Origin of the sequence: Levilactobacillus suantsaiihabitans (genome assembly GCF_004745505.1) — a bacterium.
In the GTDB taxonomy this organism is placed as follows: Bacteria; Bacillota; Bacilli; order Lactobacillales; family Lactobacillaceae; genus Levilactobacillus; species Levilactobacillus suantsaiihabitans.
The window spans coordinates 14,195-33,353 of sequence record NZ_RKLX01000026.1; the positions used below are offsets into that span (position 1 = coordinate 14,195).

At 46.6% G+C, this 19,159-nt stretch carries 14 protein-coding genes; 11 read left to right on the forward strand and 3 right to left on the reverse strand.

Annotated elements, in window-relative coordinates:
• Positions 1-699: 699 nt before the first annotated feature.
• Both EGT51_RS11465 and EGT51_RS11470 read left to right on the forward strand, forming a co-directional pair.
• Entirely contained in the window at positions 700-5,073 is a 4,374-nt protein-coding gene (locus EGT51_RS11465) for an Eco57I restriction-modification methylase domain-containing protein (RefSeq protein WP_135368841.1), read from the forward strand.
• Positions 5,074-5,787, forward strand: a complete 714-nt coding sequence (locus tag EGT51_RS11470) for a DNA methyltransferase family protein (RefSeq protein WP_135368842.1) — start codon at positions 5,074-5,076, stop codon at positions 5,785-5,787.
• Between the two features lie 156 nt (positions 5,788-5,943).
• Here EGT51_RS11470 and EGT51_RS11475 read toward each other — a convergent pair whose 3' ends face one another.
• The gene (locus tag EGT51_RS11475; RefSeq protein WP_135368843.1) at positions 5,944-6,504 is read right to left on the reverse strand and encodes a hypothetical protein; all 561 of its coding nucleotides are present in this window, start codon (positions 6,502-6,504) and stop codon (positions 5,944-5,946) included.
• A gap of 357 nt (positions 6,505-6,861) precedes the next feature.
• Here EGT51_RS11475 and EGT51_RS11480 point away from each other — a divergent pair, with 357 nt between their 5' ends.
• The 4 genes from EGT51_RS11480 (at position 6,862) to EGT51_RS11495 (ending at position 14,107) form a co-directional block, all read left to right on the forward strand.
• The gene (locus EGT51_RS11480; protein ID WP_135368844.1) at positions 6,862-7,767 is read left to right on the forward strand and encodes a helix-turn-helix domain-containing protein; all 906 of its coding nucleotides are present in this window, start codon (positions 6,862-6,864) and stop codon (positions 7,765-7,767) included.
• A gap of 254 nt (positions 7,768-8,021) precedes the next feature.
• On the forward strand, positions 8,022-9,500 hold the full coding sequence (locus tag EGT51_RS11485) for an MFS transporter (protein WP_135368845.1): 1,479 nt from the start codon (positions 8,022-8,024) through the stop codon (positions 9,498-9,500).
• Between the two features lie 28 nt (positions 9,501-9,528).
• Positions 9,529-11,151, forward strand: a complete 1,623-nt coding sequence (locus EGT51_RS11490; protein ID WP_135368846.1) for a glycoside hydrolase family 43 protein — start codon at positions 9,529-9,531, stop codon at positions 11,149-11,151.
• A gap of 382 nt (positions 11,152-11,533) precedes the next feature.
• Positions 11,534-14,107, forward strand: coding sequence for a MucBP domain-containing protein (locus EGT51_RS11495; RefSeq protein WP_167850201.1), 2,574 nt, complete (start codon positions 11,534-11,536; stop codon positions 14,105-14,107).
• 108 nt (positions 14,108-14,215) lie between these two features.
• On the opposite strand, the gene EGT51_RS11500 is transcribed toward EGT51_RS11495, so the two are convergent.
• The gene (locus tag EGT51_RS11500) at positions 14,216-15,226 is read right to left on the reverse strand and encodes an NADP-dependent oxidoreductase (RefSeq protein ID WP_167850202.1); all 1,011 of its coding nucleotides are present in this window, start codon (positions 15,224-15,226) and stop codon (positions 14,216-14,218) included.
• Between the two features lie 173 nt (positions 15,227-15,399).
• Between EGT51_RS11500 and EGT51_RS11505 the strand changes: the two genes are divergently transcribed.
• The 4 genes from EGT51_RS11505 (at position 15,400) to EGT51_RS11520 (ending at position 17,481) form a co-directional block, all read left to right on the forward strand.
• A complete protein-coding gene (locus EGT51_RS11505) occupies positions 15,400-15,738 on the forward strand; it encodes an ArsR/SmtB family transcription factor (protein ID WP_135368848.1) in 339 nt (112 codons plus the stop codon).
• Positions 15,720-16,421, forward strand: a complete 702-nt coding sequence (locus EGT51_RS11510) for a type 1 glutamine amidotransferase domain-containing protein (RefSeq protein ID WP_135368849.1) — start codon at positions 15,720-15,722, stop codon at positions 16,419-16,421. Before EGT51_RS11505 ends, EGT51_RS11510 begins: the two co-directional genes overlap by 19 nt.
• A gap of 241 nt (positions 16,422-16,662) precedes the next feature.
• Entirely contained in the window at positions 16,663-17,142 is a 480-nt protein-coding gene (locus EGT51_RS11515; protein ID WP_135368850.1) for a hypothetical protein, read from the forward strand.
• A gap of 45 nt (positions 17,143-17,187) precedes the next feature.
• The gene (locus tag EGT51_RS11520) at positions 17,188-17,481 is read left to right on the forward strand and encodes a hypothetical protein (protein ID WP_135368851.1); all 294 of its coding nucleotides are present in this window, start codon (positions 17,188-17,190) and stop codon (positions 17,479-17,481) included.
• 53 nt (positions 17,482-17,534) lie between these two features.
• On the opposite strand, the gene EGT51_RS11525 is transcribed toward EGT51_RS11520, so the two are convergent.
• Entirely contained in the window at positions 17,535-18,701 is a 1,167-nt protein-coding gene (locus tag EGT51_RS11525) for a DUF2075 domain-containing protein (RefSeq protein ID WP_135368852.1), read from the reverse strand.
• A 212-nt stretch (positions 18,702-18,913) separates the two neighbouring features.
• On the opposite strand from EGT51_RS11525, the gene EGT51_RS11530 reads away from it, so the two are divergent.
• Positions 18,914-19,159: WW domain-containing protein (locus EGT51_RS11530; protein ID WP_225428736.1), on the forward strand; the 246-nt coding region annotated here is incomplete at its 3' end.

Here is a 19,159-nt window from a genome sequence, read left to right on the forward strand (position 1 = left end):
ATTATGAGGACCATCTTAGATATCGCGTCAAAGTGCAGACGATTCTACTCCTTACGAAATGAACGTGACCCGTTCATTCCTTGGGTCGTTGCGATTGAGGCTTATATATATTGAGATTATTCTTGCATGGGTTTAGACTGAGAATTTACTGTAGGGGTAGGCAGGTCAGCCCCAAGCTGCCTGATACCCCGGTAGTTAAATTCATCGTATAAAAAATGAGCTAGCAGTTAAGCTAACCCAGACTCATTAGTTGTGAGTAATTTGCAAATTACCTCTGCACCGGAGTAAGCATCCCACTGGTAGGCAAACCAGAGACACAGCTAAGATGTCGAGTAAAATGTACATATCCATTACCCCCTTCAAGGTATCGTAGAGACAACTTGAGAATAGAGATAGGAGCACAGTGCTTAGAACCGGTAATGACAGATAGCAGGAGTGGGAATCGAACCCACGAGCTCTAAGTTTACATGTAGGGTTTACTTGCGAGAATCGTTATATCATACTTGAATCACCTGATTAGAGTAATCGCAATGTAGTCTGTTATATATCGTCGTATCATAAGTGATGGGGATCTAAGGATATGAAATGCTCTGAAATTTTAAAAGTGCGATTTATTCGAAAAGTAGAGAGATAGTACTGTATAATAATCTGTAAATAAGCCATTGTTTTTTATTTTTATTTAAGAGAAGGGGAGTAGGCATGGAAAGTAATTTTGAATTTCTTAATCAAGATCAAGACACGCAGGTCCTTTATGACACTTCAAAAGATATTGAAGATTTATATATTATGGGAAAATTCAGTAATGAATTTGAATCTATTCGGAAAGTGATAGAGAATGTCGCAAGACAAGTACTTGATTTGAGTTACTTTTCGATAGGTAGCAGAAGTAGTTTTAATGATTGCTTGCGAAAAATTAAAGAGAATCAATTAGCTAATCAAGATATTATCAATAAATTTTATGACTTAAAGGAAACTGGCAATTTAGCTGCACATACCTTACATAAGTATTCAAAAGAGGAAGCACTCGAGGGTTTGAGTAAAATGTATTACATATTGGTTTGGTTTATGAACCAATATATGGATGGCAATCAAGACCCAAATGGTTTTGTTGAGCCTCACCGTTCAACGCTATATCAGACTGCAGAACGTAAACTAATTTACGTACAAACTGCAAATAACAACGATGGACAGTGGCCAGCGTATGTCGGTTTAGAAAAGGTTGGGGATGCCTCGATAGATAGTTTCGAGATGGATAACCGGCCGAACAGCAATGACTTACGAAAAGTTGCAGATCATCGAATTAAACAATATATGGGAACGGCTGGAGTCCCATATAAACTGCAATGGGCAGAGTTGGCCTATCGTATGAAGGATAAGACTTGGTTTCGGGATTATGATGTGCATGATGTTCTTCAACGATCAGGTGTAAAAAAGGAAGAACGTGGTGAAGGACAAGAGTGGTTTAAAACGGATGTAGAGACTGCTAAGAAAGCAATTCAGGCTGTTAAAGAGGGAAAGAAATCTATTGATTCCCCAAGTGTGGATTCAAATAAGATCGAAATAGTTCTGCGTCCTGAACAAAAAGAAGCGATTAAAAAGACAAAATTAGCATTTAAAAGTAATGATAAAATGCTTTGGAATGCCAAAATGAGATTTGGAAAGACTCTGTCAGCATTACAGCTGATAAAGGATCAGAGCTATCATCACGTGTTAATTATGACTCATCGACCAATTGTTGATGCCGGGTGGTTTGATGATTTTAAGAAGATTGGGATGCCAGAGGCCGGGTATATCTATGGCTCGAAAAGAGAAGGAGAAGATTTTTCTGTTTTAAAACAAACTGATAAATCTTTTGTCTATTTTGCCAGTTTACAGGACTTACGCGGGTCAGAAATCGCTGGTGGTTCAGCGGGAGATAAGAATCGTGATCTGTTTGCGATGGATTGGGATTTAGTAATTGTGGATGAAGCTCATGAAGGAACGCAAACTGAATTGGCTAATCGAGTTACTGATTTGGTAGTAAAAAAGGGAAAAACAAAGTTACTTGAGCTGTCAGGGACACCCTTTAATATTCTTGATCAGTATGATGAAAACCAGGTTTACACATGGGACTATGTCATGGAACAAGAAGCGAAGTATAGTTGGACGAAGGAACACCCAGACATACCCAATCCATACAATGGTCTGCCTACGGTGTCAATGTACACTTTTGAAATGAACAGAAATGGCAACAATCAAAAGTTTACGGAAAATGGGAAAGGTTCTTTTAACTTTAGAGAATTTTTCAAAGTTGATGAACAAGGAAAATTTGTTTACGAGAGTAAAGTTCGTCAGTTCTTGGATAACATCACTTCACCAGATAGCCGAACAAACTATCCTTTTGCAACTAGAGAATTTCGTAATAGACTACGACATACGTTGTGGATCTTACCTGGTGTAAAAGAGGCTAATGCGCTAGAGAATTTAATGAAAAAACATCCAGTTTTCGGGATGGAATACAATATTGTAAATGTGGTGCGCGATGGCGATGATGAGGTAGCATCGGAAAATGATGTAGAGAAAGTAAAGGAAGCTATTGGGGAAGACGCTGGGGCTACTAAAACCATTACTTTAACAGTTCGAAAAATGACTACAGGGGTTACTATCAAGCCTTGGACAGGAGTTATATTCTTGTCTAATACGAATAGTGCCATGCAATACCTTCAAGCCGCATTTCGAGCACAAACACCGTATTCATCTCCGACATTCGGGAAGAAGACAAACTGTTATATTTTTGACTTTGCACCAGATCGAGCGCTAACAGTTATGGCAGAGTCTACACAATTGAATACTGGAGTTGGTAAGAGAACCAATGGTGCACAAAAGAATAAAATGCAGAAACTAATGAATTTCTTACCAATCATTGGTGAGACTGGTCAAGGAATGAAGCCCTTTAAAGTCGATACATTATTAGCCAAAATAAAAAAGGTGTATGCAGAAAAGGCAGTTCGATCAGGTTTTGATGATAATTCTTTGTATAGCGATGAATTGTTGATGTTAAAGGATGTTGATCTCAAGGCATTTAATGATTTAAAGGCGATCATTGGTGTTACTAAGTCCGAAAAAAAGCCAGCTAAAGTAGATGTAAATAATCAGGGGTTGACTGATGAAGAGTATGAGCAAGCTATCCATGGTGAGAATAAGACTAAGCGCGATCGTACACCTGAAGAGCAGGCAGCAATGGACAAGATGAAAGAATTAAAAAAGCAACGTAAAACGATGATTTCCATCTTGCGGTCTATTTCAATTAGAATTCCAATGATGATTTATGGGATGAATGTGGAATTGGACAAAGATATTAATATTCATAAGTTTATCAGCCAAGTTGATGAAAAATCCTGGAAGGAATTTATGCCTAAAGGTGTTACTAAGGAATTATTTCGGCAATTCAGTAAGTATTACGATCAGGATATTTTCATTGAGGCGGGAAAGATTATTCGTCAGCGAGTTAAGAAATTAGACGGTCTTGATCCGATTGAGAGAACGGAACAGTTAGCTGGTATTTTTGGTACATTTCGAAATCCTGATAAAGAAACGGTACTGACTCCATGGAGAGTCGTGAATATGCAGTTCGGAAAAACTTTTGGTGGTCTATCCTTTTATGATGATAGTTACAAGTATGAAACGGTCAACGGCAGTAGTGCTACCCATTGGATTGAGACATCATACACGCACAAAGTTTTTAGTCGTAACAGTCATATTCTCGAGATTAATGCTAAGACTGGATTGTATCCGTTATATGCAGCATTGTCGATATATTGGTCAGAATATCAAAAGTTAAACAACAGTAATGCTGGAAAGTTTAGCTTTGAAGATGAATTATTGATTTGGCAGCGAATTCTGCATGAAAATATTTTTGTTATTGCTAAAACGCCGATGGCGGCAGCTATTGCTAAAAGGACGTTATCAGGATATCGAGATATGAATATGAATGTTGAATTCATTGATGATATTATTCAAAATGCAAAGGTAGATATCCAGGATGAGGCAAATAGGATAAGGAAGGTATTTAGCGGTATGAAATTTGATGTTATTATTGGAAATCCGCCTTACCAAGAGAGAGAGGAAAATACGAGTGATGGTGCAATATATAATTACTTTATGGACCTTTCCTATGAATTAGCTCCAATTGTAGTCTTGATTACACCAGCTCGGTTTCTATTCAATGGTGGTAAAACACCCAAAGAATGGAACCAAAAAATGCTAAATGATCCACATCTAAAAGTGGTCAAGTTCTATAGTGATAGTAATGAAGTCTTTCCGAGAGCGGAAATAAAGGGAGGAGTTGCAATAACCTTGAGGGATAGCAACAAGGAATTTGGCAAAATAGGTCTATTTGTGCCATATCCTGAACTTAAAAGTATTGTAAACAAGGTTAAAATAACATCTAAAGAAAGCTTATCGAGTATAGGGTTTGGACAAAATAGCTTTAGATTTACGGGCACACTTTATGATGATTATCCAACCCTAATTGGGATTCAGAGTAAGGGGCACCAGTACGACTTGAAGTCTAATGTATTAGATAAGTTATCAATTGTTTTTCAAAATAAGCAATCTAGTGATGGGGATGTAGAGATTATCGGTCTTGTAAATAAAGCACGTACAGTAAGGTATATAAAAGCGAAGTACATCAACAACAAGACGAATATGTCTTTCTATAAAGTTGTTTTACCAAAAGCTTTTGGTAAGGGCGAACTAGGTGAGAAGATCGCTCATCCATTTTTAGCGATACCAGGTGTTGGACTAACGGAAACGTTTATTAGTTTTGGTAAATTTAACACGAAATCGGAAGCTGAAAACTTACTTAAATACGTTAAGACGAAGTTTGCACGAGTGATGCTGGGAGTAAGTAAAACCACTCATGATAATACGGTAGCAAAGTGGAATAAAGTACCACTTCAAAACTTTACTGTGAAGTCTGACATTGATTGGTCGTTACCTATTCCAAAAATTGATCAAAAATTGTATAAAAAGTATGGATTAGATGACAACGAAATTGCCTTTATAGAATCGAAAGTGCAGGCGATGAATTAAATGCCTGAGAAGCTTATTAAGTCGTCAGACCGTGTGAAAGATCATGGGGAAGTCTTTACTCCTCAAAAAACGGTCGATTTTATGTTGGATCAACCAGAAGTGGAAGAGAAAATTAATGATCTGATGGCTACCTTTTTAGAACCATCTGCTGGTGAAGGCGCGTTTTTGGTGGAACTGCTAAAGAGAAAGATTAACGTGGCTGCTGGAAATAGCGCAACGATTTCTGAGTTTAATGAAAATTCATTGGTGGCCTTATCAACATTGTATGGCATTGAGTACTTAGAAGATAATGTTGAGATGTTAGTGATGAATATGATTACTACGTTTGTAGAAAACTATTCACTGTTGACCGTAAAAAAATATGGTGTGCAACCGGATGATAAGGTTGAAAAGAGCGCTAAAGTTATCATTAATGCTAACATGGCACAAGGGGATACTTTGAAACGAGAAAACTCGGAAGGGAAACCCATTATCTTTAGCGAATGGAAAATGATTCCGGGAAAAATTAATAAGGTGCAACGCTCCGAGTATACTTTCGAATCGATTGTTGACGGTGGGACTGCAAATGATACGGTAGTAGGCTATCAAAAAGGACGTTCAGAGCAATTATCATTATTTGACCTTGATGATAGGGGCTCACACGAAGAAGTGAAAACACCTAAAAGCTATTCTGTGGTTAAATGGATTGATATTTATCGACAGCAAGTGGAGTAACTTCCAGATAAACTGTTAGGACAGACTTAGTTACAGTAAGTACGGAATTTACAGGAAGCGAATAGCAGTACACCCTGACGTTGGTTAGAGTGTGCTGCTATTTTAGTTTCGATGGTAAGAATTTATATGGCGAATATATTATTTTTTTAGTTCAACTCATTTACCACCATAGAAATTAATCACGGTCATGTGCTTGGCCGATTTGTAAATAGGGTGTTTGTATTTTTTCTTAGTCAATAGCGTGACGCGACCGGTGTCTTCACTGACAACGGGCACGTAGGCCAAGGCTTTTTGATGGCCGTACTTAACGGGTCGAACCTGGCCATAGCTGATCTGTGACGCTAGTGGATCCCAGTGTTGTTTCCAATTAAGCGCAAAGGAGTACCAATGGTAGCGGGATTTTCGTAAATTGACATTGGGCAGGTTTCTTTTATAAGCAGTTTTCCAGGATTTTGCGTACTTTAGGGTCCGCTTACCGGCTGTGGTTGCGACCGTAAAGGACTTTTTGTTGATGACCAGTTTGCTGGGGTGTTTATCGTAAGAAGATTGATAGCCATACCAGGTGCCACGCAAGGCTTTAGGCGCTGTTTGGATTGATTTGTCGGAATTACCAAATGTCCAAACGACCTTCGCGTCAGCGGAAGTATTGGCCAAGCCAATGAATCCAATGACAGCAAAGAACGCCATTAAGCCCGTTTTCATACGCCAATGTTTCATGAGTGAGTCCCCCTTTTTGTAGTTTTAGTATACTGAAACTGTTTGGGGGGCTCAAATGCAGATGGCAAGGAAGTCTGCAATGGCTGTTATCGCGACTAGCCAGCGACATTGGTGGTTTAGGCCGCTTAATAAATGATCCCCTTAGTGAATTGCAGGTGTGTCTGATCCAGGAGATGCAGTGTACCAAAGACGCGGGACGGCTTGGTGACTTCCAGCCCGGTACCGTTATTTTCAACCAGTTGGCGCAATTTTTAATGAGCAGGTTAGTTGCTTTAAACAACTAATTCGTTATAATAATAGCTGGATAGTAAACCGCTTTCACACTGTGTTGAGCGGACACGTCAGGAGGGACCAGGAATGAAGCCGTTTGTACCGATTCCGGTCGTAGACTCGAGCCTCTACCTATTCGGCGGACATCAGCGGACTGTGCCAGGTGGGTGGCAGTTCTTTGAGCAGAAACACCAAGCGTTTGAGTTGATGTGTGTCGTTGAGGGGCGACAGACCACGGAAATCAAGGGGAATGGTGCCTTTGATTATGGTGCGGGAGAAGTCATGATCATCTCGCCAGGGACCTTGCACACCAACAAAAATACCAGTGAAACCGCCAGTATGACCTATATCTGCTTTCACTTCAGCATTGAAAGTCTTGAGCTTAAATCGGAATTGCTCAGTAGTCTCGTCAATGCCGTGATTCCTGCCAATCATCCCGTCGCCCAGGCGGCCATGACGGCGGCGACAACCATCGTTGCGGCCAGTGCTGACCGGTCCTTAACCAAGGAGCAGGCCAATTTGCGCATCCAGATTGCCGTACTCACCTTTTTTTACGCGATTTCCACCAATCTGCAGGCCTTTACGCAGCGCAAGACCGGCCATTATAGCGAAAGTGAGGCTAAGACGAGTCGCCAAATGGCCTCGCTGATCAAGCAGTACATTTTGAAAAAAGAAATTCCGGCCTTTTCTTTCGCCACAATTTGCCAGCAAGTCGGGGTTAGTAGCGGCTACGGGCACCGAATCTTCAAGAAGGTTTACGGGGTGACCCCGCTTCACTACATCGAGAGTCAAAAGTATAACAAGGCCAAACGGCTATTGGGGTCACCGGAGTATTCGATTGAAGACATTGCCTATCTCATGGGGGCCAGCAGCGTTTCCAATTTTAGCAAGCAATTTAAGAAATGGTCGGGCATCACGCCGAGTCGTTATCAGCGGCAGTTGAAACAAAAGCGGCGGGTGCGCACCGTTAAAGAAAGTGGCTATTTTGAATAGTTTTGGTCACAAAAAGATAAATTCCCCCGTCAAACGTTGATTTGGCGGGGATTTGTTTTACCTGACAGGTCAGGATTTAACTAAAACCGGTCATGAAAGAAGATAGCGCACTTTTGTGAAAGCGGATACAATTCAAGCTGTAAGTTAGCTAACGGAGAAATGAAGTGAGGCGTCGGCCAACGACTCACTGGACAACTTGTTGGTAGTCTCGGCTACCAAATACCTATTTTCCAATCTGAAAGGGGTTCTCGCACATGGCCTCCAATACACAGGCTAATGCCACAGCGACTCAGACGACCGACGAATTCGCCAAGCTTTCTTGGCGTGAACGAATCAGTTATGGCGCTGGTGATCTCGCGCAAAACTTAATCTTTGGTACGGTTGGCTCCATGCTACTTTTTTACTTGACGACAGTTTATGGTATTTCGGCCGCAGTCGGCGCAACCATTTTCCTGGTGGTCCGCTGGGTCAACGTTTTCTGGGATCCGTGGGTCGGCGCCTTTGTCGACAAGCACAACTTTAAGAAGGGCAAGTATCGTCCGTACTTGATCTACGGCGGGATTCCGCTGACTATCATGGCAGCGCTGCTCTTCTTGCCCATCGAGGCTGTCCGCGGTAATGTCTTCTACGCCTTTATTGCCTACCTGGCCACCGCGTTGATCTATTCATTCGTGAACATCCCCTATGGCGCGTTGAACGCCTCCTTAACGCGGGACAATGACGAAATTTCAACGTTGACGACCGTCCGGATGACGGAAGCCAACATTGGTAACTTGCTGGTTTACACATTCTTGCCATTATTTGTTCAAATGGCTTCACCCAATCCTCAATCCAAGGACATTGGCTTCTTCGGCATTCACATGAACTTAGGTGACTATACCTCACCGAAGGCCGGTGGCGCGTACTTCATGGTGATGGCCATCTACATGATCATCGGTTTCATCATGTTAATGGCTACTTACTTCGGTATCAAGGAACGCGTTTTACCGACGCAAAAGGAATCCGATGCCGTGAAGTATGCTGATCTTTGGTTGGAATTCAAGCAAAATAAGCCACTGCAGATTTTAGGCCTGTTCTTCTTGATTGCCTTCACCTTCATGTTCTTCGGCAACACGGTTTGGCCATTTTACATGCAGTACAGCATCGGTCACTCCGAATGGATGGCTTCAATCAACTTGATTGGCTCGATTCCTGGGATTTTCTTAGTCTTCTTGTGGCCAATCGTTCGGAAAAAGATCGGTAAACGCCAATTCTTCTACGCCTTTTTGACACTGTTTATCATTGGGACGTTGATTCTGTGGGTTTGGTCGTTCCCAGCCTTCAAGAACAGCGTGGCCCTCGGGTACACCGGTCGCTTCCTGATGCAGTGGGGGATTACCGCCGCTACCGGTTACATGTGGTCGCTAGTTCCAGAAGTCGTTTCCTACGGCGAATACACGTCCAAAAAGCGGGTGGCAGGGATCATCAACGCCATCATGGGCTTGTTCTTCAAGATTGGATTGGCGCTAGGCGGAATTATCCCGGGTTACATCAACGCCTTCTTCAAATTTGATGGCACCAAGGCAACGCAAAGTGCTGGCGCCTTGATGGGAATTCAATGGTCGATGATCTGGCTACCAATTATTTTGGCGATCGTTGCGATGTTTATCATGAGTCGCTACACGTTGACCGATGACGAAGTAAACCGGATGAACGAGGAGTTAACAGCAGCTCGTAAAGCCGGCATGGACTAAAGTAATTGAGATGAAAGGAAGATTTCTGATGAAGATTCAAAACCCTGTACTACCAGGTTTTAACGCTGATCCCAGTATGATTCGGGTAGGGGACACCTACTATATCGCCAACTCGACCTTTGAGTGGTTCCCTGGCGTGCGCCTGCATGAATCCAAGGATCTGGTTCACTGGAACTTACTGCCGTCACCGCTAGCCACGACGACCTTGCTGGATATGAAAGGAAATCCGGCATCTGGTGGCATCTGGGCGCCGGACCTATCCTACGCGGATGGCAAGTTCTGGTTGATCTACACCGATGTGAAAATTACGGACGGTCCTTTCAAGGACATGACCAACTACTTGACCACGGCAACTGATATTCGGGGACCCTGGACGGATCCGATTAAGATTAATGGGGTCGGGTTTGACGCCTCCTTATTCCACGACGAAAACGGCCGCAAATACCTGGTCCAGCAGACCTGGGATCACCGCGAGTACCATCACCCCTTTAACGGCATCACCTTGACGGAATTCGATCTGGACACCATGCAGTTAAAACCGGAAACGGCGCGAAACATTTTCAACGGGGATGACGTTAAGCTGGTTGAAGGACCGCACCTTTACCAAATCAACGGCTATTACTACTTGTTCGCTGCTGAAGGCGGGACCGTCTTTACGCATCAAGAAGTCGTGGCGCGTTCCAAGACTCTTGACGAGCTGTCCTTTGAAGAAGAACCGGATGGACCGTTCATTACCAACATCGATACGCCAGACTTTTACCTGCAAAAGCAAGGCCACGGCGCGTTGACGTCCACCCCAAGTGGTGAGTGGTACTACGCTTCGCTGGTGGCGCGGCCATGGAACCACGCCACAGAATCCAGTCACGATCCCCGGGGCTGGAGCACGTTGGGTCGTGAAACGTCGATTCAAAAGGTCGAATGGGACGACGCAGGCTGGCCACGAGTCGTTGGCGGTCACGGCGGTCAAGTAATGGTTGAGGCGCCTAAGGATGCCATCTTAACGGATGCGCCGAAGGACCACTCCCAACACGATACGTTCGATCAGTCGACGCTGGACTTAAACTGGAATACGCTTCGGCAACCATTTACGGCTAAATTGGGGACTGTCGGCAATGGTGCATTAAAGCTGGTGGGCCAGCAGTCCTTGTCGAGCACGTTTGATGTCTCACTGGTGGCGCGTCGTTGGCAAGCGTTTAACTTTGATGCCGAAACGAAGGTGAAGTTCGATCCGTTTAGCTACCAGCAAATGGCCGGGTTGGTCAACTTCTACAACGACAAGCATTACAGCTGGATCTTCATCACCAACGATGAACAAAAAGGACGGGTCATCGAGGTGGCCCAAAACGACAACAACCACTACACGTCCTTCTTAAAGGACCAGGCGATCGCGATTCCGGCAGGGACTGAGTTTGTTTGGTTTAAAGTGAAGGTTCGCAAGGAATCCTACACGTATCAGTACTCCTTTGACGGCCAAAACTGGGAAACGGTTCCGGTTGAGCTGGATGCCGCCATCTTGTCAGACGATTACGTGCTCCAGACCTCGGGGGGCTTCTTCACCGGCGCCTTCGTCGGCTTGGCCGCGGTAGATTACGCTGGCTATGAAGCGGTTGCGACGTTCGACCACTTCGATTACCAGGAATTACCAGATTAGTGATTTAGAAAAATAAACATTGACGACCGTCTTGGCAGACCTTGCTGAGGGGGTCGTTTTTTCGCGTGATAAAAGCGCCGTCATCCTTACTAACGAAATCTAACGGGCGTTTGTTATCCCCTATGGCGGGGACTTAAGAAAAATGTATAAACTAGGTGCAGCGCGCAATGCCGGCGTTGTTACGCTGACTTTACGTTCAGTAATCACCCGAAAAGCGCTTTGCTTAAGGGTTTATTATTTCTATGCGCAATTTGTAATCATCGAACAAATTCATATGATTGAATAAGCCAAAAGATTGTGATACATTGATCGTGATTAGACGACATATTTTGACGAAAATAATAATGCGCAGGATTTCATGAATCTTGGGGGGGATTTGGACATGAAATTAACTCAGCGAAATGAAAATCGACGGCTATTTTTGACCGGGGCGGTGGCCCTGACGGTTGGGACGGTGGGCCTGGCGACGACGGCCCGAGCCGATAGCGCCGACTCATCGGAATCAGGGGATGATGTTAGTCAGATAGCTAGCGAGCAGTCTCAAGACCAGCAAGTCGCGCTTAAGCCGAGTGAATCCACCGGCGAACAGAGCAAGGATCCGGCCGAAACACCAATCGCATCAGAATCAAGTCGCGGCAACAGCTCTACCGGCACCCCGGAGAAGTCCGTAGCCAAGCCGGAAGTCGAGAGTGCCGTGGCGGATACTACCAAAGAAGAACCAACCACGTCAACGCCGGCGCCCGCCGATAAGCCTAAGCCGGCACCCCAGGCGTCAGCGTCCAAGGCCCCGGCACTACGGATGGCCAAGGCAGCGGTGGAGACGCCACCCACGGTTGATGACCTGATTCCGGACAAGAACTTCCAGCAAATCGTTTTATTTGCGATTCAACAGGACAATCCGGATGTAACCGCTGTTTCGCAGATTACGCCGGATCTGTTAGGGAAATTGACGGAAATTAATTTGAATTCCGACGCCGCCATTGCTAGGCAACAAAACGATCAAGCATTTTATAATGCGGTGACGAATGCCAAGTCACTGGCTGGCTTGGAGTATGCCAAAGGCCTACAAAAATTAATAATCTTCCCTAACGCCAGTGCGAGTCGAAAGTGGGGGAATACCAGCTTAAACGGCCAGTTGACTGATTTGTCGGCCATTAAAGAATTGACCGGATTGCTCACGCTGACGCTTAAATATAATCAACTAACTGATGCGGACACGGCACCATTGGCAGGTTTAACCAATCTTACGACCATAGATTTGTCGCACAATCAAATCAAGGACCTGTCGTTCATGTCAAAAATGGTCAATCTGATCAATATCACGTTGTCGTACAATGATATTTCAGATGTATCGCCATTGCGGAATATCACCGCATCCCCGGGAATCTTTTCCTTTGGCAACAATCATATTTTTGATATTATGCCGCTACTTGGCCTCAATTGGCAGCCGTTTTTGGGGCAGACATACTATATGATTTCTGCCGGGAATCAAACCTGGACTTTAGACCCGGTGCGCTTAAATTCAGCCACGCAAACGTTATCCACTTGGTCCTTCGCCTATGATAATCTGTATGACTTTAATGAATTTATGATCGGGGATCCGCAATCGGCGGGGAGTAGTCGCATCATTGGCGCGGCCAACTGGGTTACTTGGAGTGACTTGACCGCTGCGCCAGGGCAATCGGGCCAGCTTGTTTTGGATTGGGACGTTAGTCGTCACAATGACCTGACACGGCCGGAAGCGCCTAAGGGGTTAACCTTTGCGGGAAAAATCTTCGTGCCGTATACCCTGCAGGAAGGTGTCGATGCCGTTACGGTAGCTTTTCAGCTTGATGGTGGGGTGAAGATTGCCCCGTTCGTGATTCTCAACGGCCAGCCGGGCACGACTCTAGACGTGTTGGATGACCCCTCCGTTCAAGCGACCATCGCCGACCTGGAGCGCCGCGGGTTTACTTATGAAAAGCCCGCCAAATACACCCCGGACTTAACGGATACAACTGAAAGTTCGACCGTCACCTACACCGACGATGCCCAAAATATTACGCTCCTCTTCAGTCCCCTCCAAAAAATCTACCTGGTTGACGAAAACGGCCAACCCATCGGCCAAAAGCTGGTCAAGGAATTTGGCAAAATTGGGACGACCTGGCAAGTTGATTTGCCTAAAATCAGCGGCTACACCTACGACCACGTCACTGGCAGTGGCACGCTCACCGATCAGACGCTGAGCGGCACGATTCAGGACTACAATGACGACATTTACGTTTATTACCAGAGCACGGGGGAACCGGAGAAACCGCCAGTCACGCCCGTTGATCCGGGAACGCCGGTCGAAAATGGTCAGGTCACGGTACACTATCAAGATGAGGCTGGCGTCAAATTAACGGATGATCAAGTCTTGACGGGAGCCGTGGGAACGGCCTACGCAACGCAGGGGTTGACGTTTGACAATTACAAATTGACCGCGTTGCCAGCCAACGCGACGGGGACGTTTACCGCCGCGGTCCAGGACGTGTATTACATTTATCATGATGAGACGGTGAAGCTCCCGGATAAGGGTGACGATCAGCAGCCCGACACCGGTGAACCGACGTTGCCGCAGATACCGCAGCCGCAGTCGCCAAACGCAACGGCCGTGTTGGCCCAACAGGGGGATGCACCGGCAATTTTGAGCGATGGCCTTGCCGCGATGGTCACGGCCGAACCGGATGAAGTCGCGGCTCGCCAAACAACGTCCCCGACGCAAACACCGCGTCAAGCGCCACGGGTCACGCGCCAGCGCCTGGTCGTGCACAGTCGAGCACGTCGGGTCGGCGTGCGGCCTGCCGCTAAGGTAACCCCGCGGCCAGCGACCGAGTTGCCCCAGACGGGAGACCGCCAGTACTCAGCGCTAGTGGGGGCAGCGTTATTCGCCGCAATTAGTAGCTTAGCGGGGGCGCGATGGTTCAAACGACAATGAAAAGTTAACGAATCCACTTGCTTGGGCGTGCTAAGCGAGTGGATTTTTTGGGCTAGCCGACCGAAGTCAAAACAAGTCGCCTGCAACAGCGGCCTTGTTAGTGGAGATCTAAGCAATTTGGACGACGATTTTCCCTTGAGCGTGGCCATTTCGAGAGTAAGTCAAGGCTTGGGCCAATTCCTGAAAGGTAAAGGTCCGGTCGAGAACTGGCTGTAACTCGCCAGCTTCGATGAGTCGGGTGAGTTGCGTTAGCTCCTGGCCACTTGGTGACATGAAGAGAAATTGGTAACGCACGTCACGCTGCCTTTCCAAGCGTGACAGACGGCGCGTAGCCAAGCGAAACAACGTCTGTTTCCAGTGAGGCAGACCATAGGCTTTGGCGAAGCGCGCATTCGGCCGACCAGAAATGCTGATGATTTGACCGCCGGGTTTGACCACTGAGAAGGCGGATTCCAGACTTTGACCACCTAACGTATCGAAGACAGCGTCGTAGTCCGCCAAGACTGTCGCGAAATCCTCTTGATGATAATCGATGATCCGGTCGGCGCCTAGTGTGCGGACTAGCTCGAAATTGCGCGAGCTAGTCGTCGTGGCAACCTGAGCGCCCAAGTGCTTCGCCAACTGGATAGCAATCGTGCCAATACCGCCAGCACCGGCCTGAATGAGCACGCGTTGACCGGGCTGCACGTGCAACAGGTCATGAAGCGCCTGGTAGCTCGTCAGGCCGACCAGCGGAATGGCGGCCGCTTCCGCAAAGGTGAGATTTTGCGGCTTTAAGGCAATGTCGTCGGGATCAATGGCGAGGTACTCCGCGAAGGTCCCCATGCGGTTCTTTCGGGGACGACCGTAAACGGCGTCACCAACTTGAAATTGGGTGACTTGGGCGCCTACTGCGACGATTTCGCCAGAAAAATCGCTGCCGATGATGAGGGGCATTTGATAGGACAAAAGGAGTTTTAGCTCGCCGGCCATGATTTTTAAATCAACTGGGTTGATGCTGGCAGCTTTGATTTTAACCAGGACATCAGTTGGGCGAAGAGCTGGTCGGGAAACGGTTTCGAGGGTGGGGGATGCTTGGCCATAGCGGTGAATCACCGCTGCTTGCATGGTGTTTGACATAAATATGGCAACTTCCTTCGGTTTATATTTTTAAACGATCAATGAACATAATACTGGCTTCGTTTAAAAATGTCAACGGAATGATTAGGCATAAGTGGTGATTTACTGGGAGTTGACAGAATTAATTTAAAATGGTTTAATGGTTTAAATTAACGAACAAATAGGTGATTAAATTGTCAAATTTAACTAAACTAAAACACGAATTCACAAAATCAAGTGACTTTCTTGTGGCCTTGGGTGACCAGAAGCGCCAAGCCATTATTGTGGCCTTGCTGGACCCCCAAGTGATTCACCGAGGACTTCAAGTTACTGATTTAGTGGGGGTCACGGGTCTGTCACGGCCAGCGGTCTCCCACCATTTAAAAATTTTAAAGGACGTTCAGCTCGTTGATTATCGGCGGGAAGGCACCAAGAACTTTTACTATCTCACGCATCAGACGAAAGCGATTGACCAGTTGAAGACCCTCTTAGACCACGTTACGGAGACGATGACATGCAATCAAAAAGTTTAAAGAAAATGCTAATCGTATTAACGAACACGACTCGCTATGGTCAAACGACTGACCCCACCGGCTTGTGGTTGAGTGAAGCCACCGAGTTTGCTTTGCTGGTTCAGCAGGCGGGCTATCAGGTGGATTATGTCAGTCCCCAGGGTGGGTTCGTCCCGCTTGATCCGCGAAGCATGAAGTATACGGATGAGGAGATTATGACCGTTTACGAAACCGCAGACTTTCAACGACGGGCTTTGATGAACTCGTTGCGGCCCGCCCAGGTGGTTCCGGCTGATTATGTGGCGATTTACTATGCGGGCGGCCATGGGGTGATGTGGGACTTTCCCGATGACGAGGCGCTGCAGACCATTGCCGCGGCCATCTATGGTCATGGGGGCTACGTCACATCGGTTTGCCACGGCATTGCGGGACTACTGAACATTCGGACAGCCTCAGGGGCGTATTTGATTGCCAATCACCGTGTGACGGGGTTTACCAAGGCCGAAGAAGTCTTGGCTGGCAAGCGTTCAGTGGTGCCGTTTTTCAATCAGGCGGAAGTGCAGAAGCGGGGCGCAATCTTTACAAAGAAGCGCGCGTACAAGACATACGCCGTCCAAGATGAGCGACTGATCACGGGGCAGAACCCCTTTTCAGCGAAGGCAGTGGCACAGCTGTTACTTCAAGCGCTGGCTGAGAATGTGTAAGCAGAATAGGAGAGTGGGCCAAAAGGCGATTAGCCGACGAGCATGTAAAGGTGAAGCGAACGAGTTTGGGAGGGTTTCCCAGGCTCTTTTTTTTGCTAGAACGAGACGAATTCAGTTAAAAATGGACTGAACGAAATTAGTCGTTGGTGAACAGACAATCGGGTGTTTATTGTGGAAAATAGTTAACCTAGTGGTATAATTTAGGAGGAAACAAAATACATATTCTGATGGAGGAGACGTCATGAAACTGAATCAGCTCGTGATTACGTTAGCGTTGAGCTTGGGGGTAGCCGGTGCCGTTACAGCAACGACCCAACCGGCTAGTGCGGCGACCGACAATAGCCAGTATTACAAGACCTACCGCGCCATTCCAAAGGTGTTGCGGGGAACTTGGCGAACCAAGGGATACACTGAATACAGCGGTGAAAGTAAGAAGAAAGTACGCTGGACGTATACATTTAAGAAGCATTCTTACACGATGAAGGTTGATTTCCAAGGTAAAAAGAAGTCCAAGACCATCCATTTCTTAAAGAAAGAAATCCGGGATATTGACTATCGTTACAAGACGAAGCAGTATGAAATTTACCCAACCGCTGCGACTGATAGTAAGCGCGCATATGCGTCAATTCTATATCTGAAGCCGGCCAAGAAGCACGGGAAGAAAGTCATCAAGTCTTATCCGATTGTCGGGAAGCATATCACTTACTTGTATCGGCGGTAGGATGTTTCATGTGAAACATTTTGGCGCTAAAGAGAGGCGTTGCTCATGGTAGAATGGGTGCCAGCGGAAAATGGGGTAACTATTGGACAACTGGGGACAGAAGGCGGCGTTATCTTTCGAGACGAGGAATGGCCCGGTGTGGGGCGAATTACGTTGGAAAGGAAGCGGACGGAGGCGGCAATTACTTGTGGGCTATACGGGACTTTCTTTGATACGGCATTTACGTCGCCAGCGGAAGGAAATCAAAAATACGATGCCATGAAAGCGGCCCTGGAGAAGTCACCAGATGATGTTCAGGGGCTTGGGGAATGGTGCGATTGGTTTGTTGGGCATTTTTAAATCTGAATGAAAAAGGACTCCAAATTCTGGGGTCCTTTCATGTTTCAATAAGATTATTCACCGTGATTCAATTCCAGCAGCCGTTGCCGCAGCGCGTCATCGTAGGCCGTCAGGTACAACCCATACTTTCCCCGCTTCATCAAAACGTTCAAGACGTTGGCGATGAAGGTCTTGTACTCATCACGGGTGAAGTGCTTGTCCTTGCGCTTCTTGAAGATTTCCTTGTGCGAGTATTTTTCAGGGATGATGGTCATCGTGTCAGTTTGTTGGTCATAGCCAAATGATGGGCCGATGATCATGCCGACATAGTTCAGGTCAAAGCCCTGTAGCGTGTAGATGGTCCCCACCTGCGTGATGGAGCCTTCGCGCTTGGCCCAGTGCGTGCGTTGCGGATCCCATTCATCCCATGGCAGGTTGAAGGAGTCCATCTCAACGTTGTGGCGACCGTCGATCCGCGGGAAGCCCGAGGTGGCCACGACCCGGCTCATGCCGACCTCCTTGTTGCGCTTCTTGATGTTCTCGAAGAGTTCGCCGGCCGTGTCGAACATTTTAAATTCAAACTGGCTGTTGTCAGGGAAGGGCCGCAACGGCTTTTCAGCGGTCAGGTCGTCCATCCAGGCCACCTGTTCGTCGCTGGCGACCATCCGGTACTGGAAGTTCATGCTGAAGAGTTCGTGGGGGTGGTTGCCGATGGTCTGATAAAGCAGGTCCTTGTCCCAGTACATCTTGGATTGGAAGACCTGGTCGAAATCGTAAACGACCACGACGACCTTGGCCAGCGCCATCAGGTCGGTCAACTGGTTTTGGCCGCGGTAGTGTGCGTAGGGTTCGGATTTGGAATAGAGTAAATGGGCCTCGTCGACGAAGATAATATCATATTTTTTATGATTCTTCTGGGCGTAGTTGATCAGGGACGTGGGCCGCCGAATCTCACTGGCCTTCATGTTGGGAATCGATGCGGCGAGGTCGCGATAGGCCTTGTAGAGCTCGGGGTGGTTCACGACCAACGAGGTACGGTAGTGCTTGTCAGTCATGTATTTGCGGACCAGTTCCATCAACACGACGGACTTACCGGTCCCCGCTGCCCCTTCGATGATGGCCACGGAAGACGTGTCACCCGTGAGGCCTTGCTTGATGTACGCGTTCAGGTTGGTGATGACGCGCTTTTGGTCGTCAGACAGGTCCTTGACGAAGAATTGTTCTTGTAAGATTTTATTCATAAGTAAACTCCTAATCAGTTGAGTTGTAGGCAATGCCGGCGCCTATACAAGGTCTAATTATAGCAGTTATGCTGGAGATGCGCGGGCTAGTTGTGGAGAAAAGGGTTTTCACAATTTTAAAAATGGCTAATTTTGAAAATTGTGGGCGCTCAGTTGTGCGGCGGCGCGGGCTACGGTATGCTGAAGGGGTTATCGTACTGGAGGAATCATTGATGCAAGTAAAACTAAGTGACATCATTGAGGCCATCGATTTCACTGACGATGGGATGACCTATTACTACAACAAAAAGACAGGGGAGGTTGAATTGGTCGTAGATGGCATGGCAGATGATGACGCCGTGGCCGACGAAATCGAAGACAATTTTGACCAATACTTAAGGCTACCCAGTCACTACGAAATTAATGACTATCAAAAAATGGTCGAATTCATTGCGGGTCTACCAGCTGGCAAAGAAGCC